Consider the following 17,141-nt stretch of genomic DNA (forward strand, 5'->3'; position numbering starts at 1 on the left):
GCTTCCCCATGGAATGGCAGCCAACTTACGGCCCGGCCGCGTTTTCGCGCCCCACAACGGACTCCTCCCCAGCAAGCACAACCCGATCTCCCGAGGAAAGTTGGCGTCCTCGCCGGGTTTCAACGCTTCCATTGACTTCCACCTCACCCATCTGAATGCGTTGTTTCGCTTCACCACCTGTGGACACCCAACCCTTCCATTTCAGGAACTGATCCAGCTTCATCGGAGAGAGTTTTAAGCCCACCATTGATACTGTGCCGCGATGCTGACACCATCCCAGGCCGGTTTCCGCCGACTGCTGCCGCTGCTCCGCCCCCACCTGCGTGAACTGCTCTGGGGGGGCTGCTGCATGGTCGTCTACGTCGGTAGTTTTCCGCTCCTTGTTCAGCTGGCAGGAGATCTGTTTCCCGCATTGGGGTCGGGTGATCTCGCCCGAGTGCTTCAGCTGATTGGCTTGGCGTTGCTGATCTTTGCTGTTCAGAAAATCGCTCAGTTCGGCCAGGACTCTCTGCTGGCCGGTCCTGCTCTGCTGGTGAGCCAGGGGTTACGTCGGGATCTGTTCCGTCGCTTGCAGACCGTTGAGCTCGGTGCGCTTGAGAAGCTCTCGGCCGGTGATCTCACCTACCGCTTTACGGAAGACGCTGATCGCGTCAGTGAAGTCCTCTACAAGACCATCCACGACACAGTCCCAAGCGTGCTGCAGCTCCTCGCGGTGCTGGGGATGATGCTCTGGCTCGACTGGAAGCTGACGCTTGCCATCCTGTTGCTTGCGCCTGTGATCGTCTGGCTGATCAGCCTGTTTGGTGCTCGCGTCATGGCAGCCACCGAACGCAGTCAGCAAAAGGTGAGCGAATTGGCCGGGTTGCTGGGTGAGGCGATTGAGGGCTTGCCTTTGGTGCGAGCTTTCGCGGCTGAGCCCTGGCTGCAGGACCGTTTCGAGACGGAGATTGACCAGCACCGGCAGGCCCGTCACCGCACCTACAGCCTTGTGGCTCTCCAGCATCCGGTGGTCGGCATCATCGAGGTGTTGGGCCTGTTTGCGGTGTTGGCGCTCGGCGCCTGGCGAATCCAGACCGGTGATCTGAGCATTGCCGGGCTGAGCAGTTATTTGACGGGACTGATCGTGCTGATCGATCCCATTGCGCACGTCACCAATAACTTCAATGAATTCCAGCAGGGACAGGCTTCGCTGCGACGTCTGCGTCAGATCGAAAGAGAACCTCAAGAGGCCGCTGATCCAGCGGAGGCGCAATCCATCGGCACTCTCAAGGGGGATCTGGTCTTTGACCAGGTGAGCTTTGGCTATGACCCTGCCGAGCCGGTGCTGCAACAGCTGGATCTGTGGGTCGATGCGGGCCAGGTGTTGGCCATCGTTGGGCCCTCAGGTGCTGGCAAAAGCACCCTGCTGTCGCTCCTGCTGCGCTTCAACACAGTGCAACAGGGCCAGATTCGTCTCGATGGCACCGACATCAGCCTGATGCGCGCCCGTGAGCTGCGGCAGCAGGTGGCCCTGGTTCCCCAGAGAACAACTGTGTTCTCTGGAACGATTTCGGAAGCCATCCGGTTTGGACGTCGCGCGACGGACGACGAGGTTCGTCATGCCGCGCGTTTGGCCAATGCAGATGAGTTCATCCGTGCCTTGCCTCGTGGTTACGACACCCAGTTGGAAGAAAGAGGGACCAACGTTTCTGGTGGACAACTGCAGAGAATCGCCATTGCTCGTGCGGTCTTAGGCAATCCAGCGCTGTTGCTGCTTGATGAGGCCACCAGTGCTCTTGATGCTGAGGCGGAGGCTGCGGTTCAACTCGGTCTCAAGCAGGCGATGAAAGGACGAACGGTGTTGGTCATCGCCCATCGTCTGGCAACGGTGCAGGAGGCGGATCGAATTGTGGTTCTTGAGAAAGGTGCTGTTGTTGATCGAGGAACCCACGATGAGCTGATGCAGCGAGGTGGGCGTTACCGCGAGTTGTGCGAACGCCAGTTCATTAGGGATCGGCAGACGTCCTGAATCCATCTACGATCTGGCCGCCGGTTCCACGCCATCCCGGCGATGAACGATGACTGACTCTGCAGCCAACAACCCTGTCCTGACGTTTGAGGGAAAGCGCTACGACCTCAATACACTCCCTGATGAGCTCAAGGAGCTTGTGCGTGGCATGCAGGTTGCCGATGCTCAGCTGCGGATGCATGAAGACACCCTCAAGGTTCTGGCTGTAGGACGTCAGAGCCTCGCCATGCAGCTGAATGACAAGCTTCAGTCCGTTACCCCGCTGCCTGATGGTCAGGGCTGATTGCCTGCCAATAAAAAAGGGGGCTAGGAGCCCCCTTTTGGGATGAATCTTTGCGGCATCAGTCGCTGAACTTGTAAGCCTTGGTGAGTTTGAACACTGTTCCCGAGAGGAGCAGAAGGGCAACAAGGTTGGGGAGGGCCATCAGCCCGTTCAGCGTGTCGGCAATCGACCAGATCACTCCACGGTCACCGGCCACAGCGCCGATCACAACAACAGCCACCCAAACCAGACGGAACGGCATCACGGCAGACTCACCGAACAAGTACGTGGTGCAGCGTTCGCCATAGAAGCTCCAGCCCAGAATGGTGGTGAAGGCAAAGACCACCAACCCCAGCGTGACCACCACGCCACTGCCGGAGATTCCGGTGTTGAAGGCAGCGATGGAGAGGTCTGCGCCGCTTAGTTTTTCGCCAGCTGCATCGAGGATCAGATTGGCTTTGGTGGTGATGATCACCAGAGCGGTCATCGTGCAGATGATCAGGGTGTCGATGAAGGTGCCCAGCATGGCCACCGTTCCCTGTCGAACGGGGTCATCGGTTCTTGCGGCAGCGTGAGCGATCGGTGCGCTGCCGAGGCCTGCTTCATTGGAGAAGATGCCCCGTTTGAAACCCATCAGCACCACCTGACCAAGAGCACCACCGGCAGCTGCTTTGCCGGAGAAGGCGTTGGAGAAAATCGTGGCGAAGGCTTCAGGTACGCCCCCCAGATTGAGAAGCAGCACCAATAAGCATGCCGCTACGTAGAGGATCGACATCAGGGGAACTATGGCTGAAGCCGCTTGGGCGATGCGCTTGATGCCTCCGATCACAACAGCAAAAACAAGTGCTGCCAGAACGATTCCGGTGACCAGCTTCGGAATGCCAATCAGGCTCAAGGCAGACGAAACCTCAAAGGCCTGAACCCCATTGCCGATGCCAAACCCAGCCAACATGCCGAAGAGAGCAAACAGGCCCGCCATCCAGCTCCAGCCGCTGCCGAGCCCATTGCGGATGTAATACATCGGGCCACCGACATGGTTGCCTTCCCCATCGGTTTCACGGAATTGAACCGCGAGCACCGCTTCGGCGTATTTGGTTGCGATACCGAAGATCGCGATGATCCACATCCAGAAGACGGCTCCAGGCCCGCCAACGGCGATCGCCCCTGCAACACCGGCGATGTTCCCTGTGCCGATCGTGGCGGACAAGGATGTCATCAGTGCCTGAAAGGGCGTGATCTCCCCTTCGGTTTGTGATGCAGCAGGGCGGAGCATCATCGAGATGCCATATCCCAGCCTTTGCAGCGGCATGAACCGCAACCCCACCATCAAGAGAATGCCCGTCGCGGCAATCAAAATGACGGTGGGCCATCCCCAAACGACACTGTTGATCGGGCCATTGATGGCCTGAATGGTCGACTCGACTCCGCCCATGCCTTTCAACAAGTTTGGGCGGATGGTCTCATAGCCGGCTGGTACCGGCAATCAACTCAGAGTGATTCGAGATCTTCAAAGCGGAAGGTCTGACGTCCGGCTGGGGTGTCGCCGTGGGCTTCGGTGGTCACGACCCGCTCGGTCAGCACCCAGGGACCATCCCCCGGAAGAGGAGCGAAGGTGTCTTTGAAGCTGCTGCGGCCGCCCCGGGCTTCTCCCGTTGCGGGGTCGGCGTATTGACTTGTGTAGGTATGGCTGAGGTATCCCGAGCCCGTGTGGGTGACATCGGTGGTGAAGATCGTCACGACGGTGCCGTGGATGTGTCGGTGAACCATGGTCACCACGTCATCTTTGATGCGGTATTTGTCACCTGCTCCCTTGCCGCCGATCAGAACTTCGGTTCCCACCTCGTTGGTGTCACCGGCCGTGAAGGTGTTCTCCCCGTGGGTCTGATCGAAGCTGCGACGAACGCGATGGATCGCCACCTCCCAAAGCTGTGAATTCACCGCCTTCAGGATGTCTTCGTTCTCAATTCCCTCAACCTTGGCCTTCAGATCAGCGCCAATTTCGAATTGGCCTTCGACCCGTTGATCGTCCTGCTGCCAGATGCAGCGTCCGTGATAGCCGGAAAAACCGGGGGCCCAGGTGTAGCGGTTCTCGTAGGCGCGACGAAAAACATCACGCAGGTCGCATCCAGGCTTGACGGGAACGGAGGCTGTCACAGCAGTGAGGTGGCTTCTGCAACCCTACCGGTGGTTTAACGCTGCATGGCGTGGATGTCTTGCAGTGCATGGATGCTGAGCCTTGGCTGTTGCTGGAGCGCGGAGATTGCTTCCACCGCAGCCCGTGCGCCTGCGAGGGTTGTCACGGTTGGTACGGCGTAATCAAGCGCTGCCCGGCGTAGATATTTGTCGTCATGGGCTGCTTGACGGCCAATCGGTGTGTTGATCACCAGCTGGACCTGATTGGAGCGGATCTGGTCCTCGATATTGGGTCGGCCCTCGTGCACCTTGAGCACGGATTGGACTTTCAGTCCAGCGTTGGCGAGCGCTTGAGCGGTTCCTGAGGTCGCTGTCACATCAAACCCGAGTTCGATCAGCCGAGCGGCGATGGGCACCAACGCTTGCTTGTCGCGGTCGTGGGTCGAGAGGAACACTGTTCCTTGGGTGGGCAGCGCTTCACCCGCGCCGAGTTCGGCTTTGGCGTAGGCCATTCCGAAGCTGTCAGCACATCCCATCACCTCACCAGTGGAGCGCATTTCTGGCCCCAGCACCGTGTCAGCTCCAGGGAATCGCCTGAAGGGAAGCACGGCCTCCTTGATCGCCTGCAGCGGCGGCTTCGGTTCGCGGGTCAAGCCAATGTCGCTGAGGGTTTCGCCCGCCATCAGACGGGTCGCTAATCGTGCCAGAGGTTGTCCTGTGGCTTTGGCGACGAAGGGGACCGTCCTGGAAGCGCGGGGGTTGGCTTCAATGATGTAGACGACTTCCGAACCATCGGTGTTGCGTTGAACGGCGAACTGGAGGTTGATCAGTCCACGAACCTCCAGGGTTTGTGCCAAGGAGCGACTCCAGTCGCGAATGGTGTTCAGCGCCGCTTCACCAAGGGAGACCGAGGGCAAACAGCAGGCTGAGTCACCGGAATGGATCCCAGCCGGTTCGATGTGCTCCATCAGACCCCCAACGATGACGGCGCCGTTGTGATCGCAGAGGGCGTCAACGTCTACTTCAACGGCATTTTCCAGATATTGGTCAATCAGAACCGGATGGTCGGGCTCCACCTGAACGGCCTCGCGCATGTAGCGGTTGAGTTCTTCTTCGTCGAAGACCACCTCCATGGCACGTCCACCTAAGACGTAGGACGGCCGAACGACGACTGGATAGCCCACTCTGGTGGCCACGGCCCGCGCTTCCTCCTCACTGCGCGCCAGGCCATTGCGGGGTTGCCGGATGTTCAGATCGCGGAGGATGGCCTCGAACTGCTCGCGGTCTTCGGCGCGGTCGATCGATTCAGGGGAGGTGCCCCAGATGCTGGTGCCTGTCGCGCGTCCCTCCTCACTCTCGAGCCAGCGCAGCAGGGGAATGGCAAGTTTCAGGGGGGTTTGTCCACCGAACTGCACCACCACTCCATCGGGACGTTCCGCTTCGATCACATTGAGAACGTCCTCCAACGTGAGTGGTTCGAAGTAAAGGCTGTCACTGGTGTCGTAGTCGGTGGACACCGTTTCGGGATTGCTGTTCACCATCACTGTGGTGATCCCTTGCTCCTGCCCGGCAAAGGAGGCATGACAGCAGCAGTAGTCGAATTCGATGCCCTGCCCGATCCTGTTGGGGCCTCCGCCCAGGATCATCATCTTGCGACCGTCCTGGCGACGCGTCACTTCAGAAGAGGCTGGAAGGGTCTTGAGGGACCCATCCGCCTGCAGGTTCTGTAGCGGACGTTCATAGGTCGAGTAGTGGTACGGGGTGGATGAGGCGAACTCCGCAGCGCAGGTGTCGACGGTTTTGAAGATGGCGCGAACATCGAGCTGATGACGTCTCTGACGCACCAACAATTCATCGCTTTTGGTCTGCCAGGCGATCTGTCGGTCTGAAAAGCCCAGCTGCTTGGCTTCAAACAGGCTCTCGGCATTGAGCTGCTCGAGGCTTTTGCCCTTGATGAGCCTTGTTTCCGCCTCGATAATCCGCCGCAGTTTTGCCAGGAACCACGGGTCAATCTTGCTGATTCGATGAATCTCTTCATCGCTGCGTCCGCGCACCATCGCCGTTCGCACGCTGAGGATGCGCTCTGGTGAGGGGGTCCTCAGCCGACGATCGAGCTCACCGTCGCTGTGGTTCGGTTCCTCCCGGTCGCCTCCCCAGCCCGAGAGCCCTGTCTCCAAGGAACGCATGGCTTTCTGGAACGACTCTTCGAAACAGCGGCCGATGGCCATGGCTTCGCCCACCGACTTCATCGACGTGGTGAGCACCGCCGGACTGCCCCGGAATTTTTCGAAGGCGAAGCGCGGGATTTTGGTGACGACGTAATCGATCGTCGGCTCAAAGCAGGCTGGCGTCTTGCCGGTGATGTCGTTGAGGATTTCGTCGAGGGTGTAGCCAACGGCGAGACGTGCGGCGATCTTCGCGATCGGGAAGCCGGTGGCCTTACTCGCCAAAGCAGAGGATCGACTCACCCTGGGATTCATCTCGATCACCACAACGTCGCCGTTGTCCGGGTTGATGGCGAACTGGATGTTGCTGCCGCCTGTGGCAACACCAATCTCGCGAATGATGGCGATCGATTGGTCGCGCAGCCGTTGGTATTCCCGATCCGTGAGGGTTTGGGCTGGGGCCACCGTGATCGAATCCCCTGTATGCACCCCCATCGGGTCCAGGTTTTCGATGCTGCAGACGATCACCACGTTGTCCGCCAGATCACGCATCACCTCGAGCTCGAATTCCTTCCAGCCCAGTAGCGATTGCTCGATCAAGATTTGGGAGACCGGACTCGCCTCAAGCCCGCTCTTGCAGATCGCTGCGTATTCCTCGGGGTTGTAGGCAATTCCCCCGCCACTTCCGCCGAGGGTGAAGGCAGGCCGGATGATCCGGGGGAAACTGCCGATTGCGGCCCCAACGGCTTCGGCTTCCTCCTGAGATGAGGCAATCCCTGATGGGCAGACCTTCACACCGATGCGCTCCATGGCCTGCTTGAACAGCAGACGGTCCTCCGCCTTTTGGATCGCCTTGAGGTCGGCACCGATCAATTCGACGCCGAAGCGCTCCAAGGTGCCGTTTTCAGCCAGGGTGACTGCCAGGTTCAGAGCGGTCTGACCGCCCATGGTGGGGAGAAGAGCATCCGGTCGCTCCTGTTCGATCACCCGGGTGACGATGTCCGGCGTGAGCGGTTCGATGTAGGTGCGATCCGCCATCTCCGGGTCGGTCATGATCGACGCCGGATTGGAATTGATCAGAATGACCTCATATCCCTCGGCTCTGAGGGCTTTGCAGGCCTGGGTTCCGGAGTAGTCGAACTCGCAGGCCTGGCCGATCACAATCGGACCTGACCCCACCAGGAGAATGCGACTCAGGTCAGACCGCCTGGGCATGGGAAATCGTCCTAGGCCAAACAGTTCAAGCCTCTCACGCGGCCAAGCCCTGAGCCCCGAGCTTGGCCTCGCTACGGTGATGGAATATCAGCACCAGATTTGCGATGAGTGAGCTCCAGCGCCTGAAGGGGGTGCTGCCACCGGAAATGCAGAGCTGGGTGTTTGTGGAATCAGCTGCTGCAGTTGATCCTCCCTTAATCACCCTTGAAGAGATCGGTCGGGATGAAGTGGAGATCCAGGTGGATCTCGACGAATGGGATTCCCTCGCGTTGGACCACCGCAATTTGCTGTTCTGGCACGAGGTTGGTCGCATTCAGAACGACACCATTCCCAGGGATGGGTGGGAGATGGCCGCCCTGGCCATCGGCCTCGGCGGTGCCATCGGTGAATTGTGGGTTCAGGACGGCCTGCTGCTGCTCATGGCCCTTGGCCTTTCTGGCTTCGCGGGATACAGGCTCTACCTGAAGAACAATTCGGAAAAGCGTCTTCAGGACGCCATCAGTGCCGATGAGCGTGCGATTGATCTGGCCTGCCGGTTTGGTTACAGCGTTCCGAACGCCTATCGGAGTCTGGGGGGAGCACTGAAAGAGTTGGTCGAAAAGACCCGCAAGAAGAGTCGTCGCAGCTACTACGAGGACCGTCTGGAAGCCCTGCGGAAAAGCGCCACCAAGGCCAGAGCCGAAATGGCTCAGCAAGAGGGCTCGCGCAGCTCAGTCACTAGCGAAAATGTCTATGGATAGTCAAAAGCTTGCCGAGCTGGTCGCCGACGCTTGCGATGACCGCAAGGCCACCGACATCCGTCTGATTCGCGTTGATGAGGTCTCCAGCCTGGCCGATTGGATGGTGATCGCCGGTGGTCAATCCGACGTCCAGGTTCGTGCCATTGCACGGTCTGTTGAAGACAGGCTGGAGGCTGAGGCAGATCTCTTGCCCTTGCGTAAGGAAGGTCTCAATGAAGGGCGCTGGGCTCTTCTGGATTATGGCGATGTCATCGTTCATGTGCTGATGCCCGATGAGCGCGGTTACTACGACCTTGAGGCTTTCTGGAGTCACGGTGAAAGTAGAACCTTCTTACCGTCAGCTCACTAGCCGCTTTCCCTATGCCAGAAGCGGTGTCCTGCCCCGTTCCTCCGGAGCAGCGGCCTCTTGAGGAGTTTCAGCAGCTCTGTGAGTCGTGGTTTTTTTCTTGGCCGGCAGGCCAGGATCCTCGTTTGATGCAACACCTTGCCGGCAGCTGGCTGTTGATGCTGCCGGTGTGCAGTTTGATCGCCAGTGGCAGTTGGACTCTCAAGCAGGATCCGCCCAGGCTCGTGGCTGCAGCCGCAGTTGCGGCTCTCGTTCTGCCTTTGCTGCTCCTTGTGCGCCAATGGCTGGGATGGACCTACGTCATGCAGCGTCTGCTGCGTGAATCCGTCGACTACGAGGAATCCGGCTGGTACGACGGGCAGACCTGGGAAAAACCCTTGTCATGGCGAGAACGAGATTTGCTTGTAGCTCGGCATGAGGTTCGACCAATCCTTGGGCGTTTAGGCCGTGCAATGGCCACCTCGGCCGGTTTGATGCTTGCTGGTGCCAGTCTCTGTCAGGCTCTTTGAATCACTCGGGGTGACCGATGACTTTGCCCTCGGGCTTCAGCCCTGCAGCCCGGTCCGGGTCAGCGCCCCTTGAGGTTTGTCTTCGGCGGGGATCCATCACGGAGTCGGTGCATCGTGTCCATGCGGTGGTCTGCGATGGACGTGGTCGGGTGCTGATGTCGGCTGGGAATCCTGGCTTGGAAAGTTTCATGCGCTCGGCGCTCAAGCCGTTTCAGGCTCTGCCCTTTCTCAGCAGTGGCACCGCCGGCCAGATGGATGTCGATGACCGGGGCATCGCCATCAGTTGCGCGTCCCATGCGGGCACCAATGCCCATGCGCGGGAAGCCTTCCGGTTGCTGTGGAAAGCGGAGTTGGACAGCGCTTCACTTCAATGTCCGGTTCCGGATGGTGCTGACAGTCCGCTTCAGCACAATTGTTCCGGCAAACACGCTGCTTTTCTGGCCACCAGTCGGAAGATGGGATGGCCGCTCGAGTCGTATCTGCAGAACGACCATCCGCTGCAGGTTGAAGTGAACCGTCGGGTTGCTGAACTGATAGGCCTGCCTGCCGACGAATTGGTTGCAGAACGGGATGATTGCGGCGCTCCGACCTTGGTGCTGCAGTTGGCCCAGATGGCGCTTCTGTATGCCCATCTCGGGGCCTCACAGCATGCTGAACTTGAACAGATCAGTCGGGCCATGCTGAGTCATCCCGACCTGGTGGCAGGCGAGGGGCGTTTCGACACCGAGCTGATGCGCCGCAGCCATGGTCAGGTCTTGAGCAAAGGTGGAGCTGAGGGCATTCAATGTCTGAGCCGCATTGGTGAAGGTCTTGGGGTAGCCATCAAGGTTGAAGACGGCTCCCGTCGTGCCAAGCAGGCGGTTGCATTGCATGTGTTGCGTCAACTGGATTGGCTCACGCCCATGGGGCTCGACGAGCTGGACGAGCAGGTGCTGGTCGTGAACCCGAGCGTCAAGCTCACCGTGAATGGCGCCTTGCACACCTGACCTCTGCAGTCATGCGTGACACCGACATGTATGATTTTCAGGTCGCCGCGGGGTAGAGCAGTCTGGTAGCTCGTCGGGCTCATAACCCGAAGGTCGGGAGTTCAAATCTCCCCCCCGCCACCAACTCTGATTGAATGAAAGATCTCCCTCAGGGGGGATCTTTTTTTGTCTGTGGTCGTTCCATGAGCAGTCGCTCTATGAACTGCGATGGCCCCTGGGACGCCATCGTCGTTGGCTCGGGAGCGAGTGGAGGTGTGGCAGCCATGACGCTGGCTGAGGGCGGCGCGCGGGTGCTTGTGGTGGAGGCTGGCCCTGACCTCACCAGCACGGAAGCCTTCGGGTCTGAGCCGGGCAATCTGTTGCGGCGGATCGTGGGACTGACCAGCGGCAGTCATCGCCGGCAGTCCCAGCATCCTGGCTACTGGAAAGCAAACCCTCGGCTGTACGCCGACGAGAGAATCCACCCTTACGACCACCCGACGGACCAGCCTTTTCTCTGGACGCGAGGTTTGCAGGTTGGCGGTCGCAGCCTGACCTGGGGTGGCATCACCCTGCGTCTTTCCGATGAGGATCTGGCCGGTGTCAACGTTGACGGCGAACAGGTTGGTTGGCCCCTGCGTAGCCGTGACCTGATGCCGCATTACGCCGAACTGGAGCGCTGGCTCGGCGTTCATGGTGGGCGCGATGGTTTGGATTATCTGCCGGATGGAGACACGCAACCGGCTCTGGCGGCGACGCCGGCAGAGCAGCGCTTTGCCGAGGTTGTGCGGCATCGGTTGGGTTACCCCGTGATTCCCTCAAGGGGCTTTGGTCCGGCGCCGCAGGGGCGGGATCCCGCATGGCCTCGCTCAAGCAGCCGCGGCAGCAGCCTTCCTCGTGCCATGGCCACAGGACGCACACAGCTGCTGTCTGAGCATCTGGTGGAGCGTCTACTGGTGGATGCAGGTGGCGACAAAGCCACTGGTGTGGTTGCCGTTGATCAAGCCAATGGCAACAGAAAGGAGTTGAAGGCGGATCTCGTGGTCTTGGCTGCTTCGACGATTCAGACCGTTTCCATCCTGCTGCGTTCCCGTCGTGGAGAGCAGAGCAACGGTTTTGACGACCCTTCAGGACGTCTCGGTACACGCCTGATGGATCACGTCTCTACGTCGCAGTTTTTTGCTTTCCCCGAGCAAGTCCATGCAGCGCAGCCACCTCTCACGGGGGCCGGAAGTTTCTTTGTGCCCTTTGGGCGGCACCTGTCATCTGCTGAATTTCAGGGCGGCTATGGACTCTGGGGAGGTATTGGGCGGTTTGACCCACCTCGATGGTTGAGGCGTCGCCCGTCCTGCATCACCGGGTTCCTCATTGGCCACGGTGAAGTCCTCCCGAGAGTTGAGAACAAAGTGACGCTGAGTGAGCGCCGGGATCGCTGGGGCGTGCGTGTTCCCTTGATTGCGTGTCGCTGGAGTCCCAATGAGCTGGCGATGGTGACGCACATGCGCGCCTCCATCAAGGCCTGTATCGACGCTGCCGGAGGTGAGGCCCAGCCGATTAAGGACCTTTTCCATCTCCCCTTCGTTGAGCCTTTCTTGGATGGGGCGGTTGCTCTGTCTGACGGCGCAGCACCACCGGGCTATTACATCCATGAGGTTGGAGGGGCTGCGATGGGCTCGAACGAGACAAGCAGCGTTCTCGATTCCTTCAACCGGCTCTGGCGCGTCCCCAATGTGCTGGTGGTTGACGGTGCCTGTTGGCCCTCCTCGGCCTGGCAGAGCCCAACGCTCACCATGATGGCCCTGAGCCGTCGGGCGTGTCTGCTGGCCCTTAGTGGTCGGGGCGGATAAACAAATCGTCGAGATAGCGCTCGGTTACGGCGCGGTCGTCACTGCCGTTCTGAAACAGAAAGTGGGCAAGGGCGGAACTCATGACGCGGTATTGATCCCAGGTGGGGTTCTCACCGATGAAATCCTTCATGCCTCGATAGAGCACTTCGGGAATTTCAGTCTCCAGGCTCACGTAGCTGGCTTTTGCAGATGTTCCGTGTTCCGTTATCCCCATCTCATGGCATCGCTCGAGATGATTTCGATCCATGTTGTCTAGCTCGCCCATGTCCAACGCCACTAAGAAAGCCACACAACCGCCATTTGCGTCAAAGCCGTCTCCATTTGCTGAATTACGAATGAGACGAGATGAGACAGCAGTCTGAGACTGGGGTTGGATGCATGAAGGGCGACGAAGATGGCTTGCCCTAGGGAGTTAGAGCGGACTGTCAACCCGATGGCGCCCTTCCCGTGGAAATTCACAGGTTGACCGTCACGTCCGGCAATCAACCTTCAGCCTGTGGAAAAGGGCTGTGTTTCCTGTGGAGAAAGCGGGCGAACCCCTGTAAAGGATGTTCGATAAGCAAATCTGATCTTTGCCCCGTCGCTCCTGTCGCTTTCAAGAACCGTGTCATTGGTGACCAAGGAGCGGTTTTGCTTAAGGGTTATGGATTCAATCTTTAGGAGCGTCGCTGGTGCGCTTCAGAGTGGTGGGCCCCAAGGGGTGATCGGCATGGGGATAAGGGGGGTGATGGTGGTCATGGCTGTGGTCTGCCCCATGGCTGTGGTCTGCCCCATGGCTGTGGTCATGGGCAATCGGTAGGCCGTCGGGTTGGCAAGCTCCTGTGCACTCCAGTTCGCAGAGCGTGCAGCTTTCTGCAAGTCCTTCCACGTGATGGTGGTGGCTTTCCTGCGCACGCCCCACGTCCTGTTCGAAGCCCAGCACCTGGGCTCTGTACTTGCAGAGCGAGCAGTTCATGGCAGTGTCGCCTCGCAACACTTCCTCGACCCGCTCTTTGAAGGTGTCCACCACCAGTGTGTGGTCGCCCAGGTACCCCGCCGAGAGAAACTCCACCTCAGGGTGGTCCGCTTCTACCAAAGCGGTGTGTTGGCGGATTCGGCTCACCAAAACCCCTGAAAAGAGGAAGTAGGGCACCACCACAACACGTTTGAAACCCAGCTTCACCGCATGGCGTAGCCCTGGTTCCACCAGCGGGAAGGTCACGCCCGAATACACCGTTTCTCCCCATCCGAAGCCAAACCCTTCCACCAGGAGGCGCGTCACCTTGGCCACGTTGGAGTTGGCGTCTGGATCGGATGAACCTCGACCCACCACCACCAGGAGGGTTTCGGTCAGCGGAACGCTGCTCGTGGCGGCGTCGAGACATTCCTGAACCCGTGCTCCTGCAGCCGACACCATCAGGCGATCCACGCCCAGTTCACGGCCGTAATCGATCGTCAGACCAGTTTCGGCGGTGTAGGTGTTGAGAACGGAGGGGATGTCGTTCTTGGCATGCCCCGCGGCGAAAAGCATGGCTGGAATGGCCAGCACCCTGGTGACGCCCTGTTGCCGAAGCGAGTCAAGGCCATCCCGAAGGATGGGACGGGCAAATTCGAGATAACCGTGCTCGACCGGCATCGGAGCGAGCCGTGGTCGCAGGGCCTCCACCATCTGCGCGAACTCTTCAACGGCCAATCGGTTTCGGCTGCCATGGCCGCAGATCAGAACGCCAAGTTGCTCCTTGCTGCTTTCCGCGTGCTGTTCGGCCAAAAGGTCGCTCTGCTGTTCCAATGGATTGACGATATCGGTCGCATCGCGATGGATTCAGACCGTCCCGTTTTCATCAATGCGCAGGCGGCTGATGCGAGGTGCTCCGGCCTGGTATCTCCACGGCCGGAAACCTTGAGTGATTGCATTCGGGATTGGAGTGGTCCGCGGCCATTACGGCTCTGTGGGGGTGGCACCACATCTCGCGCCGCCGCTGCCGACAACTGGACGGTGGATGTTCAAACCCACTTCAAACGTCTTGATTGGGAGCCTGCCGATCAGACGGTGTTGATCGGTGCAGGGTGCCGAATGGGAGAGGTGCTCGATGCGTTGCTTCCCTACGGCCGAACGATGGCTGCCGGTTTGTCGGGGCTGCCCGGGCTTGGGTATGTGCTCACCGGCGGCATGGGGCCGCTGAGTCGAGAAGTGGGGCTGGCTGTCGACCAATTGCTGGAGATTCATGGTGTGTGGGGTGATGGCACCCCCTTTGCGCTGTCACGAGCAGCTGATGGTGGCTCGTTGGAGTGGCGCGGCCTCTGTGGAGCTGCACCGTTTCTGGGTGTGGTGAGCGAGGTGCGCATGACCACCCATCCCGTTCAGCCGCTGTGGGTGGAACAGCGTTCGGTTTCTCCGGATCAACTCCCTGCACTCATGCTCCAGGCGGAAGCATCGGACTCCAGTGCCAGCCTGCAATGGCATTGGGAGAGCGCCGACGCGGTGCAGTCGCTTTGGGTTGGTCATGTTGCATGGGCCGGAGCGCAGCGGATCGAGGGGTTGCATCAGCTCCCATCGTTGAGAGGATCAGCCCCGCTGCCTCCCCGTTGTCATTCGGAGGTCGTTGGTTTGTTGGGCCCTGCAGCTGCTGAGGCCTGGGGACATTTGATGCCGGAGCTACGCCATCTGCTGCAGCATCGTCCGCATCCGGGCTGCAATCTGGCCTGTCAGCAGCTTGGTGTGGTGACAAAAAAGGTTCCAGTCACGGCTACCTCGTTTGTCCACCGCGATGCCGAGTGGAAACCTTGGATCACGGCGGCTTGGACGCCAGGGGATGCCGATGGCCGATGCCGCAGCCTCGCTTGGCTGGAAGCGGTTTGGCAGATCCTCCAACCGGTCTGCCCTGGAGTGCATCTGGCGCAGTTCCATGACCACCTGCCGTTTCATCAAAGGGAGTTGGAGGCAGCGTTTGGACCCTGGTTGCTGGAGTTGCGAAAGCTGAAACAGCGCTTGGATCCGGCAGGCATCCTGCCGGCGCTCTGATTTACGGTCGCCCCTAACCGGCATCCGCTGATGGCCAAGCGATCCAACCCAACCCTGGTGAATCAGTGGTTTGCTAACCCCAGCAAAGACCTTCTTTCCGGACTTGTGGTGGCTTTCGCCATGATCCCGGAGGCCATCGCTTTTTCTGGGATCGCTGGGGTGGATCCCAAGGTCGGTCTGTTCGGAGCGTTTTGCCTGTCGCTAACCATCGCAGTGGTTGGGGGCCGGATGGCGATGATTACGTCGGCCACCGGCTCCACGGCGCTCTTGATGACAGGCCTGGTGGCGACGGGTGAGGCTCGGGGGCCAGGCCTTGGGGTGCAATATCTGATGGTGGCTGGTCTGGTGACGGGTCTGCTCCAGATCCTTTGGGGGTATCTGCGGTTGGCGTATCAGATGCGCTTTGTGCCCCAAGGGGTGCTAAGCGGGTTTGTGAACGCGCTGGCCTTGCTCATCTTTCAGGCCCAGTTGCCTCAGCTCGGTTTGAATCTCCATGCTGGAGAAGCCGATCACGGAGCCTCCTCTCTGTTGCCCCATGGCGGGCAGATCCCAGTCGTCTGGGGGTTGGTCCTGCTCGGTCTGGTCATCATCTATGGCCTTCCAAGGCTGACCCGTGTGGTGCCATCGCAGCTGGTCGCCATCGTTGTGCTGACGGCGATCAGCGTGGGTTTCAGCTTCGACATCCCTACGGTCAGCAGCCTGGGCACCCTTCCCTCTGGCCTCCCCTCCTTCAGTCTTCCCTTCGGCGCCGGAGGTGTTCCCTTCAGCCTGGACACTCTGGGGCTGGTGCTGCCCACCGCCCTGGCCATTTCGCTCGTGGGCCTAATGGAAACCTTCCTGACCCAGGACATCCTCGACGACAAGACCGACACCACCACCAACAAAAATGTTGAGGCCCGCGGTCAGGGCATTGCCAACATTGTTGCGTCCCTGTTTGGTGGCATGGCTGGCTGTGCCCTTGTGGGTCAGTCCGTGATGAACGTGGACAACGGTGGTCGCACGCGCCTCTCAACCTTGTTTTCTGGAGTCAGCCTGCTGGCGATGATCCTTCTGGCTGGACCTTGGCTGAAGCAAATTCCGATGGCGGCTTTGGTGGCCGTGATGATCAGCATTGCCGTCAGCACGGCTGACATCAATGGCCTCCTCAACTTGCGTCGCATTCCGAAGAGCGACACGTCGGTGATGCTGATGACCTTCGCCGTCACCATGCTCACGACCCCTCACAACCTTGCCCTTGGTGTTTTGGCCGGCGTGGCCTTGGCAGGAATTCTGTTCAGTCGCAAAGTTGCCAAGGTGATTCAGGTGGAGACCATCGAGATCAGCGATCAGGAGCGTCTGTACCGGGTTGAGGGGCAGCTGTTTTTTGTGAGCAAGGTCTACTTCCTTCAGGCATTTGATCTTCACGACCATCCCGAGCGCATCACTCTTGATCTGTCCCAGGCCCATATCTGGGACCAGAGCGGCGTGGCTGCACTGGATCAGGTCATCCGCAAATATCGCAACGGTGGTTCGGTCGTCAGCGTTGTAGGCCTCAACGAAGAAAGCCTTGATCTGTTCGAGCGGATCGGGGGGCAGGAATCAGTGCATGCCTGATCTTGAGCTTTGATTTCAGAATCTTGAGGCTGAATTGGGAGCCCCCATCGTGGCGAGACAGACACTGAGGTCTTGGTGCATGGCCAGGAGGCGTTGCTGAACCTGCGCATCTTCAGGGTTGGTCTCCACGTACCTTTCGGTTACGTCGTTGCTGATGCTCAGCAACAGGCAAAGCGTCTGAAGGTCACCACCAGCGCGTTGCTGAGCACTCTCTAAAAGAACCCCCAACAGAGCCATTTTGTTGTTGTAAGCCCCCCGATCGCTGCCCTCCCATGAGAGAGCGGGGGGGGCTGTGGTTCCAGCGATCAGTCCGGCCAAAAGCCCGGCCAAGACTTTCATTGCGGTGAATTTAATTAA

At 59.6% G+C, this 17,141-nt stretch carries 16 protein-coding genes and 1 tRNA gene; 10 read left to right on the forward strand and 7 right to left on the reverse strand.

Annotated elements, in window-relative coordinates; genetic code table 11:
• Positions 1-25: 25 nt before the first annotated feature.
• Positions 26-223, reverse strand: a complete 198-nt coding sequence (locus FZZ92_RS01335) for an RNA-binding S4 domain-containing protein (protein ID WP_226422388.1) — start codon at positions 221-223, stop codon at positions 26-28.
• A gap of 39 nt (positions 224-262) precedes the next feature.
• On the opposite strand from FZZ92_RS01335, the gene FZZ92_RS01340 reads away from it, so the two are divergent.
• The gene (locus FZZ92_RS01340; RefSeq protein ID WP_226422389.1) at positions 263-2,008 is read left to right on the forward strand and encodes an ABC transporter ATP-binding protein; all 1,746 of its coding nucleotides are present in this window, start codon (positions 263-265) and stop codon (positions 2,006-2,008) included.
• 49 nt (positions 2,009-2,057) lie between these two features.
• Complete coding sequence (locus FZZ92_RS01345; protein ID WP_226422390.1) at positions 2,058-2,291, forward strand: DUF6447 family protein; 234 nt, start codon at positions 2,058-2,060, stop codon at positions 2,289-2,291.
• 58 nt (positions 2,292-2,349) lie between these two features.
• Here FZZ92_RS01345 and FZZ92_RS01350 read toward each other — a convergent pair whose 3' ends face one another.
• Genes FZZ92_RS01350 through carB form a run of 3 tightly spaced genes read right to left on the reverse strand, consistent with a single transcriptional unit; the run spans position 2,350 to position 7,783 of the window.
• Positions 2,350-3,702, reverse strand: coding sequence for a sodium:alanine symporter family protein (locus tag FZZ92_RS01350; RefSeq protein ID WP_115025206.1), 1,353 nt, complete (start codon positions 3,700-3,702; stop codon positions 2,350-2,352).
• A gap of 56 nt (positions 3,703-3,758) precedes the next feature.
• Positions 3,759-4,424 (reverse strand): DUF3386 domain-containing protein, encoded by a 666-nt coding sequence (locus FZZ92_RS01355; protein WP_166017195.1) that lies wholly within the window; start codon positions 4,422-4,424, stop codon positions 3,759-3,761.
• A gap of 35 nt (positions 4,425-4,459) precedes the next feature.
• A complete protein-coding gene (carB, locus tag FZZ92_RS01360; RefSeq protein ID WP_226422391.1) occupies positions 4,460-7,783 on the reverse strand; it encodes a carbamoyl-phosphate synthase large subunit in 3,324 nt (1,107 codons plus the stop codon).
• Between the two features lie 104 nt (positions 7,784-7,887).
• On the opposite strand from carB, the gene FZZ92_RS01365 reads away from it, so the two are divergent.
• The 6 genes from FZZ92_RS01365 (at position 7,888) to FZZ92_RS01390 (ending at position 12,190) form a co-directional block, all read left to right on the forward strand.
• A complete protein-coding gene (locus FZZ92_RS01365; protein ID WP_226422392.1) occupies positions 7,888-8,523 on the forward strand; it encodes a DUF3318 domain-containing protein in 636 nt (211 codons plus the stop codon).
• Positions 8,516-8,872, forward strand: coding sequence for a ribosome silencing factor (gene rsfS / locus FZZ92_RS01370; protein WP_115025202.1), 357 nt, complete (start codon positions 8,516-8,518; stop codon positions 8,870-8,872). The genes FZZ92_RS01365 and rsfS overlap by 8 nt, the downstream gene beginning before the upstream one ends.
• An 11-nt stretch (positions 8,873-8,883) precedes the next feature.
• Positions 8,884-9,378 (forward strand): CGLD27 family protein, encoded by a 495-nt coding sequence (locus FZZ92_RS01375; RefSeq protein WP_115025201.1) that lies wholly within the window; start codon positions 8,884-8,886, stop codon positions 9,376-9,378.
• Positions 9,379-9,395: 17 nt separating this feature from the next.
• Positions 9,396-10,364, forward strand: coding sequence for an asparaginase (locus FZZ92_RS01380; protein ID WP_115025200.1), 969 nt, complete (start codon positions 9,396-9,398; stop codon positions 10,362-10,364).
• A 46-nt stretch (positions 10,365-10,410) separates the two neighbouring features.
• Positions 10,411-10,487 (forward strand) — tRNA-Met (locus FZZ92_RS01385).
• Positions 10,488-10,546: 59 nt separating this feature from the next.
• The gene (locus FZZ92_RS01390) at positions 10,547-12,190 is read left to right on the forward strand and encodes a GMC oxidoreductase (RefSeq protein WP_226422393.1); all 1,644 of its coding nucleotides are present in this window, start codon (positions 10,547-10,549) and stop codon (positions 12,188-12,190) included.
• Here FZZ92_RS01390 and FZZ92_RS01395 read toward each other — a convergent pair.
• Together FZZ92_RS01395 and FZZ92_RS01400 are read right to left on the reverse strand one after the other, a co-directional pair.
• The gene (locus tag FZZ92_RS01395; RefSeq protein WP_226422672.1) at positions 12,171-12,437 is read right to left on the reverse strand and encodes a DUF2811 domain-containing protein; all 267 of its coding nucleotides are present in this window, start codon (positions 12,435-12,437) and stop codon (positions 12,171-12,173) included. The genes FZZ92_RS01390 and FZZ92_RS01395 overlap by 20 nt on opposite strands.
• A 402-nt stretch (positions 12,438-12,839) precedes the next feature.
• Positions 12,840-13,937: a sirohydrochlorin chelatase gene (locus FZZ92_RS01400; protein WP_226422394.1), complete on the reverse strand. Its 1,098-nt coding sequence runs from the start codon at positions 13,935-13,937 to the stop codon at positions 12,840-12,842.
• Here FZZ92_RS01400 and FZZ92_RS01405 point away from each other — a divergent pair.
• Positions 13,878-15,191, forward strand: a complete 1,314-nt coding sequence (locus FZZ92_RS01405) for an FAD-binding oxidoreductase (protein ID WP_226422395.1) — start codon at positions 13,878-13,880, stop codon at positions 15,189-15,191. The genes FZZ92_RS01400 and FZZ92_RS01405 overlap by 60 nt on opposite strands.
• A 30-nt stretch (positions 15,192-15,221) precedes the next feature.
• Complete coding sequence (locus FZZ92_RS01410; protein ID WP_226422396.1) at positions 15,222-16,784, forward strand: SulP family inorganic anion transporter; 1,563 nt, start codon at positions 15,222-15,224, stop codon at positions 16,782-16,784.
• 15 nt (positions 16,785-16,799) lie between these two features.
• On the opposite strand, the gene FZZ92_RS01415 is transcribed toward FZZ92_RS01410, so the two are convergent.
• The gene (locus FZZ92_RS01415) at positions 16,800-17,123 is read right to left on the reverse strand and encodes a hypothetical protein (protein ID WP_226407829.1); all 324 of its coding nucleotides are present in this window, start codon (positions 17,121-17,123) and stop codon (positions 16,800-16,802) included.
• Positions 17,124-17,141 lie beyond the last annotated feature (18 nt).

It is taken from the genome of Synechococcus sp. MU1611, assembly GCF_020514255.1.
In the GTDB taxonomy this organism is placed as follows: Bacteria; Cyanobacteriota; Cyanobacteriia; order PCC-6307; family Cyanobiaceae; genus Parasynechococcus.